The 19,243-nt window shown below is 53.7% G+C and carries 12 protein-coding genes; 8 read left to right on the top strand and 4 right to left on the bottom strand.

What is annotated here, in order from left to right; translation table 11 throughout:
- Window positions 1–114: 114 nt before the first annotated feature.
- A complete protein-coding gene (locus JJD41_RS01685; RefSeq protein ID WP_200664436.1) occupies window positions 115–1,683 on the bottom strand; it encodes a bifunctional pantoate--beta-alanine ligase/(d)CMP kinase in 1,569 nt (522 codons plus the stop codon).
- A gap of 142 nt (window positions 1,684–1,825) precedes the next feature.
- A complete protein-coding gene (locus JJD41_RS01680) occupies window positions 1,826–3,049 on the bottom strand; it encodes a septal ring lytic transglycosylase RlpA family protein (RefSeq protein WP_200664435.1) in 1,224 nt (407 codons plus the stop codon).
- 517 nt (window positions 3,050–3,566) lie between these two features.
- On the opposite strand from JJD41_RS01680, the gene purM reads away from it, so the two are divergent.
- Window positions 3,567–4,598 carry a phosphoribosylformylglycinamidine cyclo-ligase gene (gene purM, locus JJD41_RS01675; protein WP_200664434.1) on the top strand — a complete coding sequence of 344 codons (1,032 nt, stop codon included), beginning with the start codon at window positions 3,567–3,569 and terminating at the stop codon, window positions 4,596–4,598.
- A 169-nt stretch (window positions 4,599–4,767) separates the two neighbouring features.
- On the opposite strand, the gene nagA is transcribed toward purM, so the two are convergent.
- Entirely contained in the window at window positions 4,768–6,030 is a 1,263-nt protein-coding gene (nagA, locus tag JJD41_RS01670) for an N-acetylglucosamine-6-phosphate deacetylase (protein ID WP_200664433.1), read from the bottom strand.
- 103 nt (window positions 6,031–6,133) lie between these two features.
- On the opposite strand from nagA, the gene purE reads away from it, so the two are divergent.
- The 6 genes from purE (at window position 6,134) to JJD41_RS01640 (ending at window position 15,680) form a co-directional block, all read left to right on the top strand.
- Complete coding sequence (gene purE / locus JJD41_RS01665; RefSeq protein ID WP_200664432.1) at window positions 6,134–6,655, top strand: 5-(carboxyamino)imidazole ribonucleotide mutase; 522 nt, start codon at window positions 6,134–6,136, stop codon at window positions 6,653–6,655.
- Between the two features lie 663 nt (window positions 6,656–7,318).
- Window positions 7,319–8,842, top strand: a complete 1,524-nt coding sequence (locus JJD41_RS01660) for an ammonium transporter (protein ID WP_200664431.1) — start codon at window positions 7,319–7,321, stop codon at window positions 8,840–8,842.
- Window positions 8,843–9,129: 287 nt separating this feature from the next.
- Window positions 9,130–9,972 (top strand): SGNH/GDSL hydrolase family protein, encoded by an 843-nt coding sequence (locus JJD41_RS01655; RefSeq protein WP_370583698.1) that lies wholly within the window; start codon window positions 9,130–9,132, stop codon window positions 9,970–9,972.
- 134 nt (window positions 9,973–10,106) lie between these two features.
- A complete protein-coding gene (locus tag JJD41_RS01650; protein WP_200664429.1) occupies window positions 10,107–11,312 on the top strand; it encodes a 4-hydroxy-3-methylbut-2-enyl diphosphate reductase in 1,206 nt (401 codons plus the stop codon).
- 238 nt (window positions 11,313–11,550) lie between these two features.
- Window positions 11,551–12,792: a DNA (cytosine-5-)-methyltransferase gene (gene dcm, locus JJD41_RS01645; RefSeq protein ID WP_200664428.1), complete on the top strand. Its 1,242-nt coding sequence runs from the start codon at window positions 11,551–11,553 to the stop codon at window positions 12,790–12,792.
- Between the two features lie 386 nt (window positions 12,793–13,178).
- On the top strand, window positions 13,179–15,680 hold the full coding sequence (locus tag JJD41_RS01640; protein WP_200664427.1) for an eCIS core domain-containing protein: 2,502 nt from the start codon (window positions 13,179–13,181) through the stop codon (window positions 15,678–15,680).
- 118 nt (window positions 15,681–15,798) lie between these two features.
- Here the strand turns inward: JJD41_RS01640 and JJD41_RS01635 are convergent, their stop codons facing one another.
- A complete protein-coding gene (locus JJD41_RS01635) occupies window positions 15,799–18,189 on the bottom strand; it encodes a nitric-oxide reductase large subunit (protein ID WP_234488463.1) in 2,391 nt (796 codons plus the stop codon).
- A 132-nt stretch (window positions 18,190–18,321) separates the two neighbouring features.
- Here JJD41_RS01635 and JJD41_RS01630 point away from each other — a divergent pair, with 132 nt between their 5' ends.
- Window positions 18,322–19,164 carry an SDR family oxidoreductase gene (locus JJD41_RS01630; protein ID WP_200664425.1) on the top strand — a complete coding sequence of 281 codons (843 nt, stop codon included), beginning with the start codon at window positions 18,322–18,324 and terminating at the stop codon, window positions 19,162–19,164.
- Window positions 19,165–19,243: the final 79 nt, after the last annotated feature.

Genomic DNA, 19,243 nt, shown 5'->3' with positions numbered 1-19,243 from the left:
CGGGAGTTTCATCCCCCGACCGACCGCAACCGGAGAATTGGCACGGGCCAGAAGAACCCGGTTCAATTCCGAGCGAGGGCGATCGAGAAGGAGCCGCCAGGGGAGGATCCCACTTTACAAATGGCGATCGCGATATCGATCGACGATCGCGCGCACCACTTGTTCGATGCTCAGACCGTCCGTATCGATTTCGATCGCGTCGGGAGCTTTCATCAGGGGAGCAATGTCCCGCGTACTATCTTTACGATCTCGTTCTTGTAAATCCCGGGCGAGTCGTTCGAGACCGATCTGTCCTTCACCGCGATCGGCGAGATCTTGATGGCGGCGACGGGCGCGTTCTTCTACCGATGCAGTTAAGAAAATCTTCAACTCCGCATCGGGGAACACGTGGGTGCCAATATCGCGTCCTTCTGCAACTACGCCGCCCTGACGACCGTAACGCTGTTGTTGTTTCAGCAAATAGCGACGCACGCAGCCCAAGGCGGCGACGGCGGACACGTGGGCGGTCACGTCCAAAGAGCGAATCGCTTCGGTAACGTCGCGATCGTTAATCCACACTTGGCAAGGGGCTTGCGGATCGTCGTCCGGGACTTGCAAGCGAATTTCAGCTTGGGCGACCACTTCCTCCACGGCAGCTTCATCGTCGAGGGGAATGTCGCGATCGCGCAACAACCAAGTCACGGCGCGATACATCGCTCCCGTATCGAGATACATCAATCCCAATTCTCGGGCGACCGAGCGCGCGACCGTGGATTTGCCCGCCCCTGCCGGACCGTCGATCGCGACAATGGCTTGGCGGTCGTGCAGCATAATATTGTCGATCGCGCGAGTGAGACCGACTCGGGCGGCGACGGCTAACAATCCAGATTCTTCAATCGTCTCTAAGGGTTTTAATGTCGTCGGTTCGACCAATTCGCAATACTCCAGTTCGATTGCCTCAATTGCAGACAGTTCTGCTTTAACCGTTGCAATTATAGCCGCCGCCGATCGCTCTCCCGCACGAAAGATCTGACGGGCTTTGCACAAACTGCGATAGAGTGCTGCCGCTTCTTGTTTCTGTTCGTCGGTTAAATAGCGATTGCGCGAACTCATCGCCAATCCGGAGGCTTCGCGCACGATCGGACAGCCGATAATCTCCACGGGTAAATTGAGATCGGCGACCAAACGCCGGACGATCGCGAGCTGTTGGGCGTCCTTCTGTCCGAAATAGGCGCGATCGGGTTGGACGATATCGAGCAGCTTGGTGACGATCGTCGCCACCCCTTGGAAATGACCGACGCGCGATCGCCCGCACAGATGTCGGGTCATCGACTGAGGCGGAATCACCACGGTGCGTTCGCGTAGCGACGCCGGAGGCGTATCCTCCGGTGAAGTGTTGGGATCGCCTAACATTTCTGACGCATTCGGCGCAAAAATCACATCCACCCCCGCGCGATCGCAAATGTCGCGATCGCGTTCTAACGTCCGGGGATATTGCTGAAAATCTTCATTCGGGCCGAACTGCAAAGGATTGACAAAAATACTGACGACGACGATCTCGTTCTCTTGTCTCGCCCGTTCGATCAAACTCAGGTGTCCGCGATGTAACGCTCCCATGGTCGGCACCAAGGCGATCGATTGCCGGGGTCGATATTGCTTTAACTCGTAACGCAACGGCGCAATTTCGGCCAACAGTTTTACCACACCCCAGATCCCTCTGCCAACTCTCCGCCCCGTAGTTTAGCAAAAAGCGCCCTACGGCTCCTGCGATCGAGTGAGAACGCGACAGGAAAAATCGATGTTCTCGTCCTTATTTTCCTGTCGCGATCGCGGCTCAATCGACTCCTTAGCGGACGTTCGAGGCGGTCCTGCGCCCTCCCAAAATATCCAGGCGAACCGGGGCGACGCCCGTATCCATCATCCCCAATACTTGAGCGGCGGCGGCGGACAAATCGATCACGCGATTGCCGACGAACGGCCCGCGATCGTTGATCCGCACCACGATCGATCGCCCGTTGTTCAAATTCGTCACCCGCACCTCGGTGCCGAACGGCAAGGTTCGGTGGGCTGCGGTGAGTGCGTTTTGATCGAACACTTCGCCACTGGCGCTCAAGCGTCCGTGAAATCCCGGACCGTACCACGAGGCCCAGCCGTTAACGACAAATTGAACGGGACTGGTGACGATCTCGGGGGCTTTCGGTTTGGGTTTGGGTTTGTTCGCAACTTGACTCAACGGCGCCGCATCGGCGACCAGACGGCGCAGGCGATTGGTCATCTGCAGCGCATCTTGCTCCAAGTTGGCGGTGGTGTCGGGAAGCCGGGTATTCTCATCGACGACTAATAACGCTTCGTCATCGACTTTAATCAAATAACTTTCACTGACGATTTCGCCTTCTTTATCGACTAAACCGTTCCAGGTCAAGGCAATCTCTACGGGGGCATTAGTGCGCTCGATCTGGTTCAATTTGGCGGCGATCGCGCTAGCCCGCCATACGGGATCGCTTCTGTCTACCTCGCTATTCGCGGCGATCGCCCGAGAAAGCAGCGACAATGCCGATGGTGCCACAGTTCCAATATTGGTGACCCTTTCAAATTCTTCATAAGTCCCCCGGGCGACTGGCTTGACCTCGGCTCCTTCCGCTTTGGTCGTCGCACCTGTGTCGTCCGGTGCTGCCGCCACTTTGGTGACCGTCGCCGTGGCCCGTTCGCGATTGACGGCAGTTCCCAGGAAGGTGACGACGGGAAGATCTCGCACGTACAGGGTCGCTGCCGATCGCCCGTTGAATTGGTGTCGGTGAATCTTGGTCAAGATCTCGCTTTGACCCGCTTCGGTTTCGGACGGGTACTCGCCGAGTTCGATCGCGTCGGTCGAACGGCGCGCTTGCAGTTCGCTCACTTCAGACGAGACGGTCTGCGCTTGCGGTTGCGCGCGATCTCCGGATGGGGAGGCCGATAGGCTTGGCTCTCCACTCCCGTCAACGGGCCGATTCTGCTGTGCGTGACTGGAGGAAGTCGCCCCGAACGCCGTGACCAGCACGACTGCCGTAGTCCACCAAAATCTTTGCTTCATACATCCACTGTGAAGGTGATTCGGAAACCGAGTTCGAGTCGTATTGAGCTTTGGATTGTTCACGATCGAAACTCCATTTAACGCCCGAGCATTAACTCATACTCGTTTCGTGTTCACTTTAATAGTTGGAACTGCAACAGACTAACACGAACTTTTAGGATTGGGGATCGGTGGAAGGGGGAAAATCCCCCTAACTTTACTAAAACTTTACAAATTTAGGGCGGATGAGATTTTCTCTGAATGCAATTTTTACTGACGTTCCCGAATTTTCGGGGGTAAGAGCGCTTCATCAAAAATTTACGCGCAAAAACGCCAAGTTATGCATAGCTCCTAAATTTCCCCGTGGGTTGACAAAAGGGGGCGATCGCCCATCTGATTTCCTAAATCGCGAAAAGAGTAGAAATGCCGGAAAAAAGAGGACATCGATCGCCCCGGCGAAGCGGCGAGACCCGTAGGACAGTAGAATACCGAAGACGAACAATAGCGCGAGAGTAAATTCGCAACTGTAGATTGAGTTATGGATTATCGAGAAGCCGGGGTTGACGTCGAAGCGGGACGAGCATTTGTCGAAAAAATCCGCCATTTAGTCGAAAGTACGCACCGACCGGAAGTTTTAGGTGGAATTGGCGGATTTAGCGGTTTTTTTGAACTGCCCGCCGGATACCGACAACCCGTGTTAGTGTCGGGAACCGATGGCGTCGGAACCAAACTCAAATTAGCGCAGCAATTGAACCGCCACGACACCGTAGGGATCGACCTCGTGGCGATGTGTGTCAACGACGTTCTGACCTCCGGGGCCGAACCGCTCTTTTTTCTGGATTATTTAGCGACGGGCAAACTGGAAGCGGAACAACTCGCCGACGTCGTCAAAGGGATTGCCCGAGGCTGCCAAGAGGCCGGATGTGCCCTACAAGGGGGAGAAACGGCGGAAATGCCGGGATTTTACGGACCGGGAGAGTACGACTTGGCGGGATTTTGCGTGGGGGTCGCGGAAAAAAGCGAACTGCTCGACGGGTCGCGGGTGGCGGTCGGCGACGTGGCGATCGGATTGGCCAGTTCGGGGGTTCACAGTAATGGGTTCAGCTTAGTGAGAAAAATTGTGAGCGATCGCGGCTGGAACTGGAGCGATCGCCCGGAAGAACTCGGAACCAGTTTGGGAGAGATCTTGCTGACGCCGACGCGCATTTACGTCAAGCCGATTTTGGAAGCGCGCCGCCAGGGGATCGAGATTCGGGCGATGGCGCACATTACCGGGGGCGGGTTGCCGGAGAACTTGCCCCGGTGTTTGCCCGAAGACAAAGCGATCGCGATCGATCCGGCGAGTTGGTCGGTACCGCCCATTTTCCAATGGTTGGCACGGACGGGAGGGGTAGCCCTGCCGGAAATGTTCGATACCTTTAATATGGGGATTGGTTTTGTGTTAGTAGTGAGTGCTTCGCAACAGGAGGCAGCATTGCAATGGTTTACCAGCCAAGGGATAGAAGCGCGGGCGATCGGTGAAGTGATTGCAGGCGATCGCACCTTAACGGGACTGCCGACGGCGAGTTAGGGGCCGGGAACGGGCCGGGGCGATCGAAAAAAGAGCCTAGGCAAAGCTAGACTCTGGGATGGATAGTTGATTGACTCAAGGACACTCCTGACGAACCGATAATCAACTCATCAAGAGTAATCGTTTGATTCTCGACCGTGGGAGTCACATCCGGACGGTATGGGATGTTCTAGGGATCGGTCGGCGACGACTGACGATTGCGGTGGCGATTGCATTGGAGTCGTTCCCAGCTCAAGTTTCCAGTATCTTCTCGATAAGACCATCGCAGGAGATTGGCGGGTTGTCCGACGGTGAGGGTGGGCAAGCCGATCGCCTTGCGCGGGGAAACCGTCGCCAGGGCGATCGCCTCGCCGACATCGCACAAACCCCAGCGCACTAAGTTTTCGACTCCCGTTAATAGGGGTAAGGTGGTTCCGGCGAGGGTGCCGTCCGGGAGGCGGGCGGTTCCGTTTTTGACTTCGATCTGGCGCTCGTCCCAGGGATAGACGCCATCCGGGAGACCGAGGGGAGCGAGGGCGTCGCTGACGAGAAACACGCCTTTGCCGTAATTGGCCGATCGCAGGAGTAGTTCGATAGCGATCGGGCAGACGTGCTGACCGTCGGCGATTAAGCCGCAGCGCACGTCCGGGCGCAAGATGGCCGGACCGAGTAAGCCGGGTTCGCGGTGGTGCAGACTCGGCATGGCGTTAAAGGCGTGGGTGACCATCGAGGCGCCGCGATCGAAGGCGTCGTTCGCTTGGGCGGCGGTGGCGAGGGAATGACCGAGACTGACGACGATCCCGCGCGATCGCAATTCCGAGATGACTTCCCCTGTGGGGTCGAGTTCCGGGGCGAGGGTGACGATCTTGACGAGATCGGCAAATTCCCCCAGAACCCGGTTGACGCGATCGCGGGTGAGGGGTTGCAGGTCGGCTTCGGGATGGGCGCCCCGTTTGGCGGGGTTGAGGAAGGGACCTTCGAGGTGGACGCCGAGGATCTGGGCCGTTTGTTGTTGAGGGTGTTGGTGGCTGGCCCATGCGGCGATCGCGGCGAGGGCCCGTTGGATCTTGTCGGTGGAGGTGGTGACAATGGTGGGTAAAAAGCCGTCTACCCCTTGTTCCCAGAGGCGATCGCAAATCTGTTGGAGGCGATCGCCGTCGGCGTCGGTGACCTCGGGAAACGCCAAGCCCAAGGCGCCGTTAATTTGCAGGTCTACGCCGCCGAGAGAGACCCAATCCCCGTTGACATCGAGCAAGGACATTTCTTGCCACTGTTCCAAACAGGGGGCGGGGGGTTTTTCACTGCGCATCGGCTGGATCGATTCGATATAGCCTTCGCGATCGGTTCGGACCCAATGCAAACCGTTATAACCGGGCAATTGAGCGTTAATCAGGTCTAAGTTGACGCACTGAGACACTGTTGAGGAATTGAGAGGGGGAGTTGGTGTACTCATCGCGGGTGCTGACAATAGCCCTAAAGAGGAGTCGAGTTGGGAATTTGGGTAGGGAACCACTCTAAATCTACAATTTTTTTCAAATCTCAACTTTAAACTTCTAATGAACGAACCTCAAATCGGCATCATTATGGGTAGCGATTCCGACTTGCCGACGATGCAAGCGGCGATCGCGGTTTGCGAAGATTTCGAGATCCCGGTCGAAGTGGCGATCGTCTCGGCGCACCGCACCCCGACTCGGATGGTGGAGTACGCCCAAACGGCTCACCACCGGGGGATTCAAGTGATTATTGCCGGAGCCGGAGGCGCGGCGCATTTGCCGGGGATGGTAGCTTCTCTGACGCCGTTACCCGTGATTGGCGTTCCCGTGACCACCCGCCACCTCCAGGGGGTGGATTCGCTCTATTCGATCGTCCAGATGCCCGGGGGGATTCCAGTGGCGACGGTGGCGATCGGCAATGCTAAAAATGCGGGCTTGTTGGCGGTTCAGATTTTAGGGGCGACTCGGCCCGAATTGCGCGATCGCATCCAACGTTATCGCGAACAATTAGCCGCGTCCGTCCTCGAAAAACAAGGGCGTTTGGACGAGTTGGGATATCAGGAATATTTAACACAAATGTCTTAACATTTCCCCACCGATTGCCGCCCCCGATCGCCGTGGGCAGACCTCGTGGGATGCCCGGACTCAAGACAAACGAGGATTAGACACGGCAATGTAAACCGGACGGATAGGGCGATCGCTTTCCCGGCTGGAGCCGCTTGCAAATTAGAAACGGTATCCTGTTATACAGAATGAACTTCCCAGAATTGGTGCAATCATTGTGACTCGGAGCATGGCCATCTGTCGGCTTTTTCTGTATGGCAGCGCGCAGGGTTGGCCAATTCTCGCGCAGGCATCGGATCCCTCGATCGGATGTATCGACTACTACAACTCGCTCCGACGTCTGGAGAGATAAATGCAGGTGGCGCCCGAAAAGGGGTCTCGTGGCGATCGCACTTTCTGAAGGGCGATCGAGACCACCGGACTCACCGCCTCTTTATCCTGCTTGAGTGGGATATCTAAACTCAGCGCTTAGGGGCCGTTCGTCAAGCCCCCCCTACAACAACACCGTGCAGGGTAAGCGATTCCGGCTACGACAAACCGGAGCGGGCGAGAACTGCACCTCTTCTCGTTCTCCCCCTTGGTGGGGACGGTGGAAAATCCACCGGGTCAAACTTCCTCCGCCACCGGGGCGATTTGCGAATCGTTCCTCGGAAATGGCGGTTTCCGTTCTACCGCGAGGTTTGCATGACCACTAAATTCTCGTTTAACCGGAAGTTGAAACGTACAAGCAAGCGGCGCTCTCCGTCTCGGAACTTCCGTTCGCGGCAGGGTGCTACGTTTTGGCAATCCTTAAAACAGGCTATCGGGAGACTCTCCCCAAGCTGGCAGGCTTGTCTGCCCCTAGCCTCCATTATTGTCTTACTCTGGGGTGTGGCGGCAGTGGCTCAAAGCCCTCCCCCCGCTTTTCCCGACGATGTCACCGATTTGGCCCAACAAAATCGGATCGCCCTCGATACCATGTGGGTGGTCGTGGCCTCGATCCTCGTGATTTTCATGAACGCGGGCTTCGGGATGTTAGAAACGGGCTTTTGCCGCCAGAAAAATGCCGTCAACATCCTCTCGAAAAACTTAATCGTGTTCGCCCTGGCGACGGTGGCGTTCTGGGCGATCGGTTTCGGTTTGATGTTTGGCGACGGTACGGATTTTGTCGGGATGAACGGCTTTTTCCTCGCCGGACCGGATAACAGTCCGGCCATGGAAGACGCTTACGAAGGGGTGTTCAGTTCCCTGAGTTGGACTGGGGTTCCCCTCGCGGCGAAATTCCTGTTTCAAGTTGCCTTCGCCGGAACCGCCGCCACGATCGTTTCCGGGGCCGTCGCCGAACGGATTAAATTTGTAGACTTTTTGATCTTCAGCCTCTTACTCGTCGGTATTGCTTACCCGATTACCGGACATTGGGTTTGGGGCGGCGGTTGGCTCGGAAATATGGGCTTCAAAGATTTTGCCGGGTCTACCGTGGTTCACTCGGTCGGCGGTTGGGCCGCGTTGACGGGTGCTTATTTCCTCGGGCCTCGTTTGGGTAAATATCAAGAAGGAAGACCGAGTGCGTTACCGGGTCACAACATGAGTATTGCGACCCTCGGTTGTTTGATTCTCTGGATCGGCTGGTTCGGCTTTAACCCGGGTTCGACGATGGCGGTCAACATGCAAATTGCCCATATTGCCGTGACCACGAATATTGCGGCGGCGACGGGCGGAATTGCGGCGACGATCGTCGCTTGGGTTTACCTGGGTAAACCGGATTTATCGATGATTATTAACGGGATCCTGGCCGGACTGGTGGCGATCACGGCGGGCTGCGATGGCGTCAGCGTCATCGGTGCGGCGATTATCGGCGCGATCGGTGGTGTTTTGGTCGTCTTTGCCGTGACGTTCTTCGATCGGATGCAAATTGACGATCCCGTCGGTGCGACCTCGGTTCACTTGGTCAACGGCGCTTGGGGCACTTTTGCCGTGGGACTGTTCAATATCGATGCAGGACTGTTTTACACGGGTGGCGTGCAGTTACTGGGGACTCAGTTGCTCGGGATTGCCGCAATCGGATTGATGACGGTCCTCGCTTCGACGATCTTTTGGGTCGTTCTCAAGTCCACTCTGGGTATTCGCGTGGAAGCCGAAGAAGAACTCAAAGGGTTGGATATTAGCGAACACGGGATGGAAGCGTACAGTGGCTTTTTAAAAGATACGGGAGGAATGCCTCGAGGCTAGCGGTTTCGGGGCGATCGCCGGACTCGGTGTACGAGTATAGCGCCGAGGCGATCGCGCCGAGGTCAAAATGTAGTCAAGGTGTTGTGGATCGATTGCGGTTTTTGGAAAGTTTTCAATAGACTGGGATAAGATCCTTACCGCTTTTTTTTGGGTGGGCGATCGCGCAGCGTCTCCAACGGAGAATCGCCGCGCCCGCCTATAAGCCCTTGTTTGAGATGGCCAATCGAGGCGGGATCGATTGTTCTTTACCAGCGATGGCTTTGGGTTTCAAGTCTCTTTCAAACCCCGTGAAATCAAATTTAGCCGCTTCTACTGCTACTCCCGTACCGCCGTGGGCCGTGTTGTCTTTGGCGACGAATGCGATTTTGCTGTTTACGGTCGTGTTGCTGCTACTCGAAACGCCGAAAACCAGTGACTCGGAAGCGGCCCGTCTCGACGGCAATCGTCCGGCGACCCCAACCACTGCCCCAACGCCGACGCCGACCCCCCAATTGGGGCCGCGCCATACCTGGACTTACGAGGAATGGGTCGAACAACTGGGTAAAGAAGCCCGGGCGATCGCCGCCAATCCGCCCCCTCGTCTCGGTATTCTCGCCGGGGACTCGATCAGTTTGTGGTTTCCGCCGCAGTTACTGCCCCCCCAACTGACCTGGCTCAATCAAGGGATTTCCGGCGAAATTTCGCGAGGTTTATTAGAACGGCTGCCATTATTTGACGAGGTGAAAGCCGAGGTCATCTTCGTGATGATCGGCATTAACGACTTGTTACGCGGGATCCCCCCCGCCCAAATTTTAGAGAATCAACGGCTGATTATCCGCGATCTGCTCACCTGGCATCCCAATAGCGAGATTGTAGTCCAGTCCATTTTGCCCCATAGCGGGCCACAGGCGACGTGGGAAGGGCGCGATCGCCTCTTGGAGATCCCAAACGAACAAATTAAATCGATCAATCGCGAACTCGAAGCGATCGCCCGCAACGAAGGCGTTCGCTTTCTCAATCTTTATCCCCTGTTCGCCAACGCCGAAGGGAATCTCAAACCAGAGTTAAGCACCGACGGATTGCACCTCAACGATGAAGGTTACGAGATTTGGCGCGCGGCGCTGATGACCTATATTGAGTTGGAACTCTAGGGAAGTCGGGAGTGACAACGCCACCATTCCCCTTGCTCATCTAAAGTGCAAAATCTAAAATCTAAAATCTAGATCGTGCGGCGATCGGCTAAGCATTCTAAGATCTAAGCGAAGATCATCTCGACAACTGCCGCATGGATACCAAAGCATTTAAGCGATCGCTCCAACGTTCCGAAAAATATCACCGGAAAGGGTTCGGTCACGACGAAGAAGTTTCCGGCGTGATGAATAGCGCCTATCAAAGTAGCCTCATTCAAGAGATCCGCGATCTGAACTACACCCTTACCCGTGGGGACGTGACCATCCGTCTCGCCGAAGCTTTCGGCTTTTGCTGGGGGGTCGAACGGGCCGTGGCGATCGCCTACGAAACTCGTCAACATTTTCCCACCGAACGCATCTGGATTACCAACGAAATTATCCACAATCCCGGCGTCAACCAACACCTGCGCGAGATGAACGTCGATTTTATCGATGTCAAGAACGGTGAAAAAGACTTTTCCGGCGTCGGAAATGGCGACGTGGTCATTCTTCCCGCCTTTGGCGCCACCGTTCAAGAAATGCAACTCCTCGACGAAAAAGGTTGCACCATCGTCGATACCACCTGTCCCTGGGTTGCCAAAGTTTGGAACAGCGTTGAAAAACATAAAAAAGCCGATTACACCTCGATTATTCACGGGAAATACAAACACGAAGAAACCCTAGCGACCAGTTCCTTCGCTGGAAAATATCTGGTGATTCTCAACATGAAAGAAGCCGAATATGTCGCCGACTACATCCTCAACGGCGGCGACAAACAAGAATTTATGGCGAAATTCGCCAACGCGACCTCCGCAGGCTTCGATCCCGATCGCGACTTGCAACGGTTGGGAATTGCCAATCAAACCACCATGCTCAAAAGTGAAACCGAACAACTCGGTAAACTGTTCGAGCGCACGATGATGAAAAAATACGGTCCGGATAAATTAAACGAGCATTTTATGGCGTTCAATACCATTTGTGACGCCACCCAAGAACGACAAGATGCGATGTTAAATCTCGTCGAAGATCGACTCGATTTAATGGTTGTCATCGGCGGTTTTAATTCTTCCAATACCACCCACTTACAAGAAATCGCGATCGAGCGGGGGATTCCGTCCTATCATATCGACAGTCCCGATCGCATTCTTCCCGGGAATCGGATCGAACACAAACCGTTAAATAAAGACATTGAGATCCAAGACAATTGGTTACCCGAAGGTAAAATCATCGTCGGCGTCACTTCCGGTGCTTCCACCCCCGATCGCGCGGTGGAAGAAATCTTAGAAAAGATTTTCGCACAAAAAGCTGCGGTGGTCGTTTAGGGAAAACAGAGCGTTCAATCGTTAACCGAGAGCGTCGTTACCGCCGTTTACAAGAATAGGGATCTCCGGTTCAATTCGGGAAGTTTGCGATCGCTTTAAAAGACTGAATTTAAAATAAATTCAGGGTCAATTTAGATCCGGGCGATCGCAACAGCTTCGATCTCGATTCTTGTATCCCAAGCGGAACGACCCTCTCGCCTTTTTACCCTAACTCACTCAACGATCGCCTTCCTCAAACATGGTCACCGTCCAAGAAGCTGCCCGAATTTTAGGTATTTCTCCAGACACGATCCGCCAGTGGGAAAAGAAACAATTAATTAAATCAAAAAGAACGAGCGATCGTCGCAAAATATTTGAACTCGAAGAATTAAAAAGAATTCACAATAACTTTTTAGGAAACCCGTCGAAATCGGGAGAATTCAAAGTTTTAACCCGTCCGTCAACTGCGTACACGGCGATCGAGTTATTTTCCGGTTGTGGCGGGATGGCGTTGGGATTTGAAAATGCAGGCTTGCAAACTCAATTATTAGTAGAGTGCGATCGCGACTGCACGCAAACTTTAAGATTAAACCGTCCGCAATGGAACGTCATTCACGAAGATATCGCTCAAGTGAATTTAAACGAATATCAACATAAAATTGATATTGTAGCGGGAGGATTCCCCTGTCAGGCGTTCAGTTATGCGGGATTGGGAAAAGGCTTTGCAGACGTTCGCGGAACCCTGTTTTTTGAGTTTGCGCGTTGCGTCGATGAAGTGCGACCAAAAATAGCGATCGCCGAAAATGTGCGCGGTCTACTCAAGCACGATTCCGGTAGAACTTTGACGACGATGTTGGGAGTTTTAGATGAATTAGGTTATCGCATTGACTATAAATTACTCCGCGCCCAATTTTTAGACGTTCCTCAAAAACGCGAGCGTTTATTTCTGATTGGCGTCAGAAAAGATTATCCAATACAGCCTATTTTTCCTCAAGAAAAAGACTATACGATCTCTCTGAGAGCGGCGTTAAAAGATTGTCCGCCATCGGTGGGAACGACTTATCCCGAACACAAGAAAAAAGTTCTCGAACTCGTTCCCCCAGGGGGATATTGGCGGGATTTACCCCTAGAAGTCCAAAAAGCTTACATGCAAAAAAGCTTTTATCTCGGTGGTGGGAAAACGGGAATGGCGCGACGATTGTCTTGGGAAGAACCTTCGCTCACTTTAACGTGTAGTCCGGCGCAAAAACAAACCGAACGCTGTCATCCTCAAGAGACGAGACCGCTCAATATTCGCGAATATGCGAGGATTCAAACCTTTCCCGACGACTGGCAATTTGTCGGTTCGATCGCCTCTCAATATCGACAAATTGGCAATGCGGTTCCGGTTAATTTAGCTTACCATATCGGTTGCGGCGCGATCGCTATTTTAGAAGGCAAAATAGATCGAATAGATCGGAGAGATCGAAATTGTAGGGAGGCGATCGCCTCAGACGCATAAGTCATCAGTAATCATCAGTATAAACGCGGATAAAACTGTTCTCGATGACGGATGTTTCGGCAAGCTTTCCATAAACCCTTACAGGAACTGCCACAGTCGCTTTTTCAAGGGTCACGCGACTCTTGCTTGTGGGTCGGTTTCTTCTAGAGTGGCAATGATTGCCAGGTTATTGCAGGAAAATATTGTGTGATTTGAGCAATGTAGAGGGCGGGCATCCGGCTCGCGACGTCGATTTTAAATAAGTTAAATTACTTATTTTTAAAGGATTTTGAGAGAGGCTCGCCCCAATTATTCAGAAATGTTTACAAAACGGACAAGTCTATCAAAATCAATGCTAAAAAATGATTAATTTCAGGATCGAGATTGATTTCAGGGAGTGGCGAACAATGACCCATCAAAAAATTCAAAAACAGTCGAATTGGGTTCTAGGGAGTTCTCAAAAAACAACACATCTGAGTTCGCCACCCATTAGTATTCAAAGCGATCCTATAGCTGAAACCTCCCCAGAAGAAGCCTTACCCGCTTATAATCCACTGCCAGAGAATTGGGCAGAGGTACATCCGTTAATGCAAAGCGGGGGCGATCGCCCAAACACGACCTTAGACACGGTTCAGCGTAGTTCCGAATCGGCAGATCCCGAAGAGAGCGACGGACTTGACGTGCAAACTAAACTCGCCGTGGGCGCACCGGGGGACGAATACGAACAGGAAGCCGATCGCGTTGCCGAGCAAGTCGTACAGCAGATCCATTCCTCCGAGGCGAACCACTCCGTACAACGTCGGGGCGATCGTCCCGCGACGCCCAAGTTACCCATCACACTCATGCGAAAGCGTGCGGATTCTGCAGCAGAGGCGATCGCCCAACCGGCAATCGAAACGAGTATCGAGCAAGCGCGCGGTAGCGGACATCCCTTAGACGAAACCGTCCGCGAACCGATGGAAAATGCCTTTGCTAACGATTTCAGCCAAGTTAAAGTTCATCACGATGCACCCAGCGATCGCCTCAACCGTTCCCTCAACGCCCGCGCCTTCACGACCGGATCCGATATCTTCTTCAAACAAGGAGAATACAATCCCAACAGCTCCGGAGGACAACAACTTCTCGCTCACGAATTAACTCACGTCGTCCAACAAACCGGAACTGCTTCCCTTCAGCGTCAGATCTCCGACCCGACCATCCAGCGCGATGGTAATGAACACGTCGGCGCCGATCCAGGTCGCATGACCTTCCTCCCCGACGAAATGGGCAACGAAAAAGCCCCGGGAGAAGCAGGCTACAGCCGTCGCTTGCTCGGTGCTGCCGGAGAAGAAACCGAAAACCTAGTCGAGCAAGGACTATACGCCGACGCCCGCTTGACCAATGTCGCGCCCTCAACCAACTACCTCGACCAACAAATTATCGCCCGTGGTCGAACCAAAGCCCGTTATCAAGGGTTAGTGCGCGGCGATGGCTCGATCTGGGGTGCGCCAACGGGGATTGCCCAAGAAATGTATCAAGGGGGGGTCGATTGGTGTACGGACCACATCAGCACCATGGAAACCCAGCGCGCCGAAGAACAACAGCGTGCCGAAAGCTATAACGCTTGGGTTCCCCGTGCGAACGGCTTCTTTACCTCCTTAACCCGTCTCGAAGCCATGCAAAATCTCTTAGGCGTCACCAACCCACAACAGATGGTCGGCGCCCTCGAAACGGGTTTAGACGATGCGCGAGCGGTTGCGGCTCGCGCGATGGACGCTTACGAGGGAGGCAATATCGCCGCGCGCTTGAGCGTCCCCGAAACAGACGAAACCGTTACCCAACTCTCGAACCAAACGACCCAAGCGGCTCAAGAAATGAACGCCGCCTATCTCGGCTTTCAGCGCAACTTATTAGCCATCCGACAGGATGAAGTGAATCGGGAAGGCGCCGAAGATCGCACCCGACTCGAACAAATCAATCAAGTGAAACAAGTCGTCCGTCAGATCGGCTCGACCATCGACACCACCGCCTCCCTAGTCAGTGGAGCGCCTGCACGGATTGCCAGTGTCACTCGAACCGTGCGTCATGGGGAAGCATGGGTCGGTGCCGTTCGCAATCGCCGCCAAATCATTAGCGGACAGCGACCGACCCACAATCCGACTTACGTGACCCTCAACGAACAAGGAGAAATGGTCGTTCGCAACGTCCAAACGGGAATGGATCGTCCCGCAGGAGGGGGCGAAGCGACGGCATCACCTGCGGGACCGTCCCTGAGTTTTCCTCAAAATATTTCCGATACCCTCGGACAAATTGCCGATTTTGTCTATGCCAGTGAAGTGCGCGAAATTAATTCGCGACTGGAACAAATTAAAACGCGGTGTGCTGCCATTGAAGGGGTTCGGGAATTACTTGCACTGCAGCAAGCGGCGGCAACTTATCAAACTAAACTGAATGCGTTTGCACTCAAGTGCAACGAATTGCAAGGTCGAATTGCCGATCGCCGTCGGGAATACTGGCAATTGGGGGTCGATCTGGATAATTTCGCCCGTCAAGACCGAGAATCCCGCCAGGGCAGTCAAGCGCCCGGTCGCGGTGAAGAACGCTATGCCACGATAATGACTTTAGTCGGCCAAATTCGCGAAGCTCTCGTCGTCGGTAAGGGCGCCAAAGCGGGAATTTACGCCCCTGACGAGTTCGAGCGCTGGGCTCAAGGGATTGTGGCCGATCGCGGCGCCCGACCTCCGCGCACCGATATCCCTATTTTCGAGGTTGGCGAGCAAGAATGGTCTCGTTTGAGCAGTATTTGGTCGCAAATTCGTACTTTTGGCAGTAATGTCAGTACGATTGACGAACTGTTTAGCGGTGTGGAATCTCGCGCGGGCGCTCTCCTGTCACAATTACAAGTCGGCGGCGGTAGCGGTCAACATTAATCGCTATCTCCATTCAATAATTGCTCGTGCAAATTAACACTTATAGAGTTGAAAACAGCCCCAATGGCGATCGCCGATTGGGGCTTTTCTCCTTTATTGGCGAATCAGTCGATATCCTCTATTTGACGGATTCTTCGAGGGAACTAAATTCGGGTTCAGTCCCTTTTACCGGGAAACGATAAACGGCATAAATCGCCTTGACTGTAAAGAAAAATAGGGCGATCGTTCCGATCGAGAAAATCACGTCGCCGGGAATTCTCAACCATACCGTCCAGCGCATCCACGGCATACTAATTACTTCCGCACTGCGCGCGTACCAGGTACCGTGATTGACCGACTGAACGAGTTGATAAAAGCCATTGGGAATTAAGCCGAAAATTAGCATCATCACCAAGCCGCCATTAATCGCCCAAAAGCCAAATTTTATCGAGCGTTCGTCCCAGGCGCGATCGGGTACGAACTCCCGTAACGCAAACAACATCAGGGCGATCGCCAAACAACCGTAAACCCCAAATAAAGCTGCATGAGCGTGAATCGGCGTGGTATTCAATCCTTGAGAATAATACAACACGATCGGCGGATTAATTAAAAATCCAAACACCCCCGCGCCAATTAAATTCCAAAAACAAGTTGCGATAAAAAAGCGCAACGGCCAACGATAAAATCCTTCCGCTTCTTTGGAGAGTTTTAAAGTCTTTAAAACTTCAAATCCAATCAACGTGAGCGGCACCACTTCCAGCGCCGAAAAAACTGCACCCAAGGCAGCAATAAACGAGGGCGTTCCGGAAAAATACAAGTGATGCAACGTGCCAATCACCCCACTGCCCAAATACAGCAACGTGGTTAAATAGGTGGCTCGCAAGGCCGAGGACTTTTTCAAAAAGCCCAATTCACTGCACAAATAGGCAATGACCACCGTGGCGAACACCTCAAAAAAGCCTTCCACCCAGAGGTGAACTACCCACCAGCGCCAATATTCCGCCACGCTTAACGGCGTGTGGTTCGTGTACATCAAACCGACAGAATAAAAGAGGGGAATAGTAATGGCACTGTAGAGGAAAAAGTGACTCAATCCCGTCGGATTTTTCTCTTTTTTCAACGCAGGTTTAAAAGCGCGGTACATCAACCACAACCAGAAAACCATGCCGCCAATTAACAGCAACTGCCAAACTCGACCGAGTTCGATATATTCGTAGCCTTGATGACCCCACCAAAAACTATTATTTCCGGTTAAAACCCCTTGAACGGCGGCCCAAGATCCTGCCAGCGCGCCGAGAACGACTACGGTTAAGGCAACCAGTAAAACTGTATTTCCTAATGCTTGATGTTTCGGTTCAAATCCGCCGAAACGTGGGGCGAAATAAAGTCCCGCAGCGAGCCAACAGGTGGCAATCCAAAAGATCGCCAATTGTAAATGCCAGGTACGAGAGGCGGCGTAGGGGAGGAATTGGTCTAAGGGAATGCCGTAAAATGCATCGCCTTCAACAGCGTAGTGTGCGGTCACCATTCCCATGATAATTTGCACTAAAAATAGGGCCATTGCGACGCCGAAAAAGAGGGCGGTTACTTTTTGGCTGGCGGTGGGAATGCGAACCGCAGGACGGGCGGGAACGGGGAGGATTTCGTCAGTTTCTTCTTGAGCGAGATAGATAAAAACAAAGGCGCCAATTCCGGCGATTAAAACGATGACGGAAACGATCGACCAAATGATGAATTGAGCCGGGGGTTGGTTGCCGATTAAATCATCGTGAGGCCAGTTGGCGGTGTAGGAAAAAGGGGCGTTGGGACGGTTGGCGGAGGCGGCCCAAGCGGTCCAGGTAAAGAAGGCGGTAACGTTGTGAATTTGGCTGTCGTCTTTGAACCAACCTCGGGGGATGGAGTGGACGACGGAGCCGTTTTTCAAGAGGTCGCGATAGTCTTCAAAGACTTTTTGTAATCCTTTAGTTTGAGCTTTGGTTAGGATTAAGCTGTGAGTTTTAGGATCGTAGCGGTTGGTTTTAAATTGCTCGCTGACGCGCGCTTGTAAGCTGGCGCGGTCTACGGGAGATAAGGTGTCTAAATCTTGTTGGGAAAAGTCGGGATTGTTGCGGTATAAAATCCCGGCGGTGGCTAACCCCCAACGGTGGAGAACGTCGGCGGTCCAGTCGGGGGCGAGATAACTGCCGTGTCCCCAAATACTGCCGATATGTTGACCGCCACGGGCGAGATAAGTTTCTTGTCCGTCTTGGATGTCGGCGCGGGTGAGAACGGTTTCTTGTTGGGACGATCGCACGATTTCGGGAACGGGAGGTGCATTTTTCCAAATAGCAGCTCCGGCAATCAGTAAAACGCTAAAAGCGACGATACAAATCAGCGCCAACCAAGCGGGGAGGCTCAGTTGTCGCTTTTGCGATCGCCCTCCAGTTTCGGTGTCAAATGCGGTGGTGTTGGCCATCGCCAAACCTCCAAAAAGTGGGTTTTCAGTCGTCAATTTGGCTAAATGGTAGCGAATTAAACTGAAAATCGACAATAATTACTGAAATTATTTTGAATTTATATTTTCTTAAGTATTGGAATGAAGATTTATACTCAACAAAATTGAGGGCGATCGCCTATTTTATAAGGGGATTTGTCAATAAATAAGGTTAAAAAATAAGAAGCAATGAAATGGGGAACAGTAGCGATAACGGGCGCTAATGGCCAAGTCGGGCGGCAATTACTCGCGTCCCTGCGAGGTCGGTGCGAAACGACGATCGCCCTGGTTCGAGACCCCGCCGACCTTCCGGCGAGCGAAGTGATTGCGGATTGGACGAATTCAGCCGAGGCCCGAGAGGCGATCGCGAGATCGGAGGCGATCGTGCATCTCGCAGGCAGCCTCAAACCCGCTCGCGGCGACTATAGGGCGGCCAATCTGGAGACCACTCAAGCCCTACTGTCGGAGATCGCGGGCGATCGAACCCGGCGCCTGGTTTTTCTCAGTTATGTGGGGGCGCACGAAGAGGCGACGAATCCGTATTTACGGACGAAAGCGCAAGCGGAACGCCTGCTACAGGCGAGTGGTTGTCCGGTGACGATTTTTCGCTGCACCCACATTGTCGGTTCTCCCCACAACCCCGGGCGGACGGCGCAAAACTGGCTCGCCGAAGCGGGGAAAACGGTTCTCGTCCTCGGTTCCGGTCGGCAGCAGATCGCGCCGATTTATCTCGATGACGTGGTCGGGGCGATCGTGGCGGCCCTCGATCGCGATCGCGATGGCATTTTCGATTTAGCCGGGCCGGAATGTCGCCCCCTGGATGAGTGGATCTGCGCATTCAACGGTAGCGATCGCGTTAAACTCGTGCATCTGCCCGCATTTATCGCGCGATGGTTGCCTCGAATCGTTCCCGATCTGCCTGGGGCGTTAATTGAGGTCATGTTAGCGGACAGTGTCGGCAACCCCGACGCGGCGATCGCCGCTTTCGGAATACAGCTCACTTCTCTAACCCAAGTGTGGCGATCGGATTAAGCCACCGCGTCCTCAACCCACGCTCCCCTTGCAGTCGGCCATATTCAGGCGAATCAGGGTGGGTCGCCATGGCTCGCGG

The organism is Oxynema mangrovii CENA135, assembly GCF_016632315.1.
GTDB classification, from domain to species: Bacteria; Cyanobacteriota; Cyanobacteriia; order Cyanobacteriales; family Laspinemataceae; genus Oxynema; species Oxynema aestuarii.
Note: the sequence above shows the minus strand (reverse complement) of the source record. Positions and strands in the feature narration are given on the sequence as shown.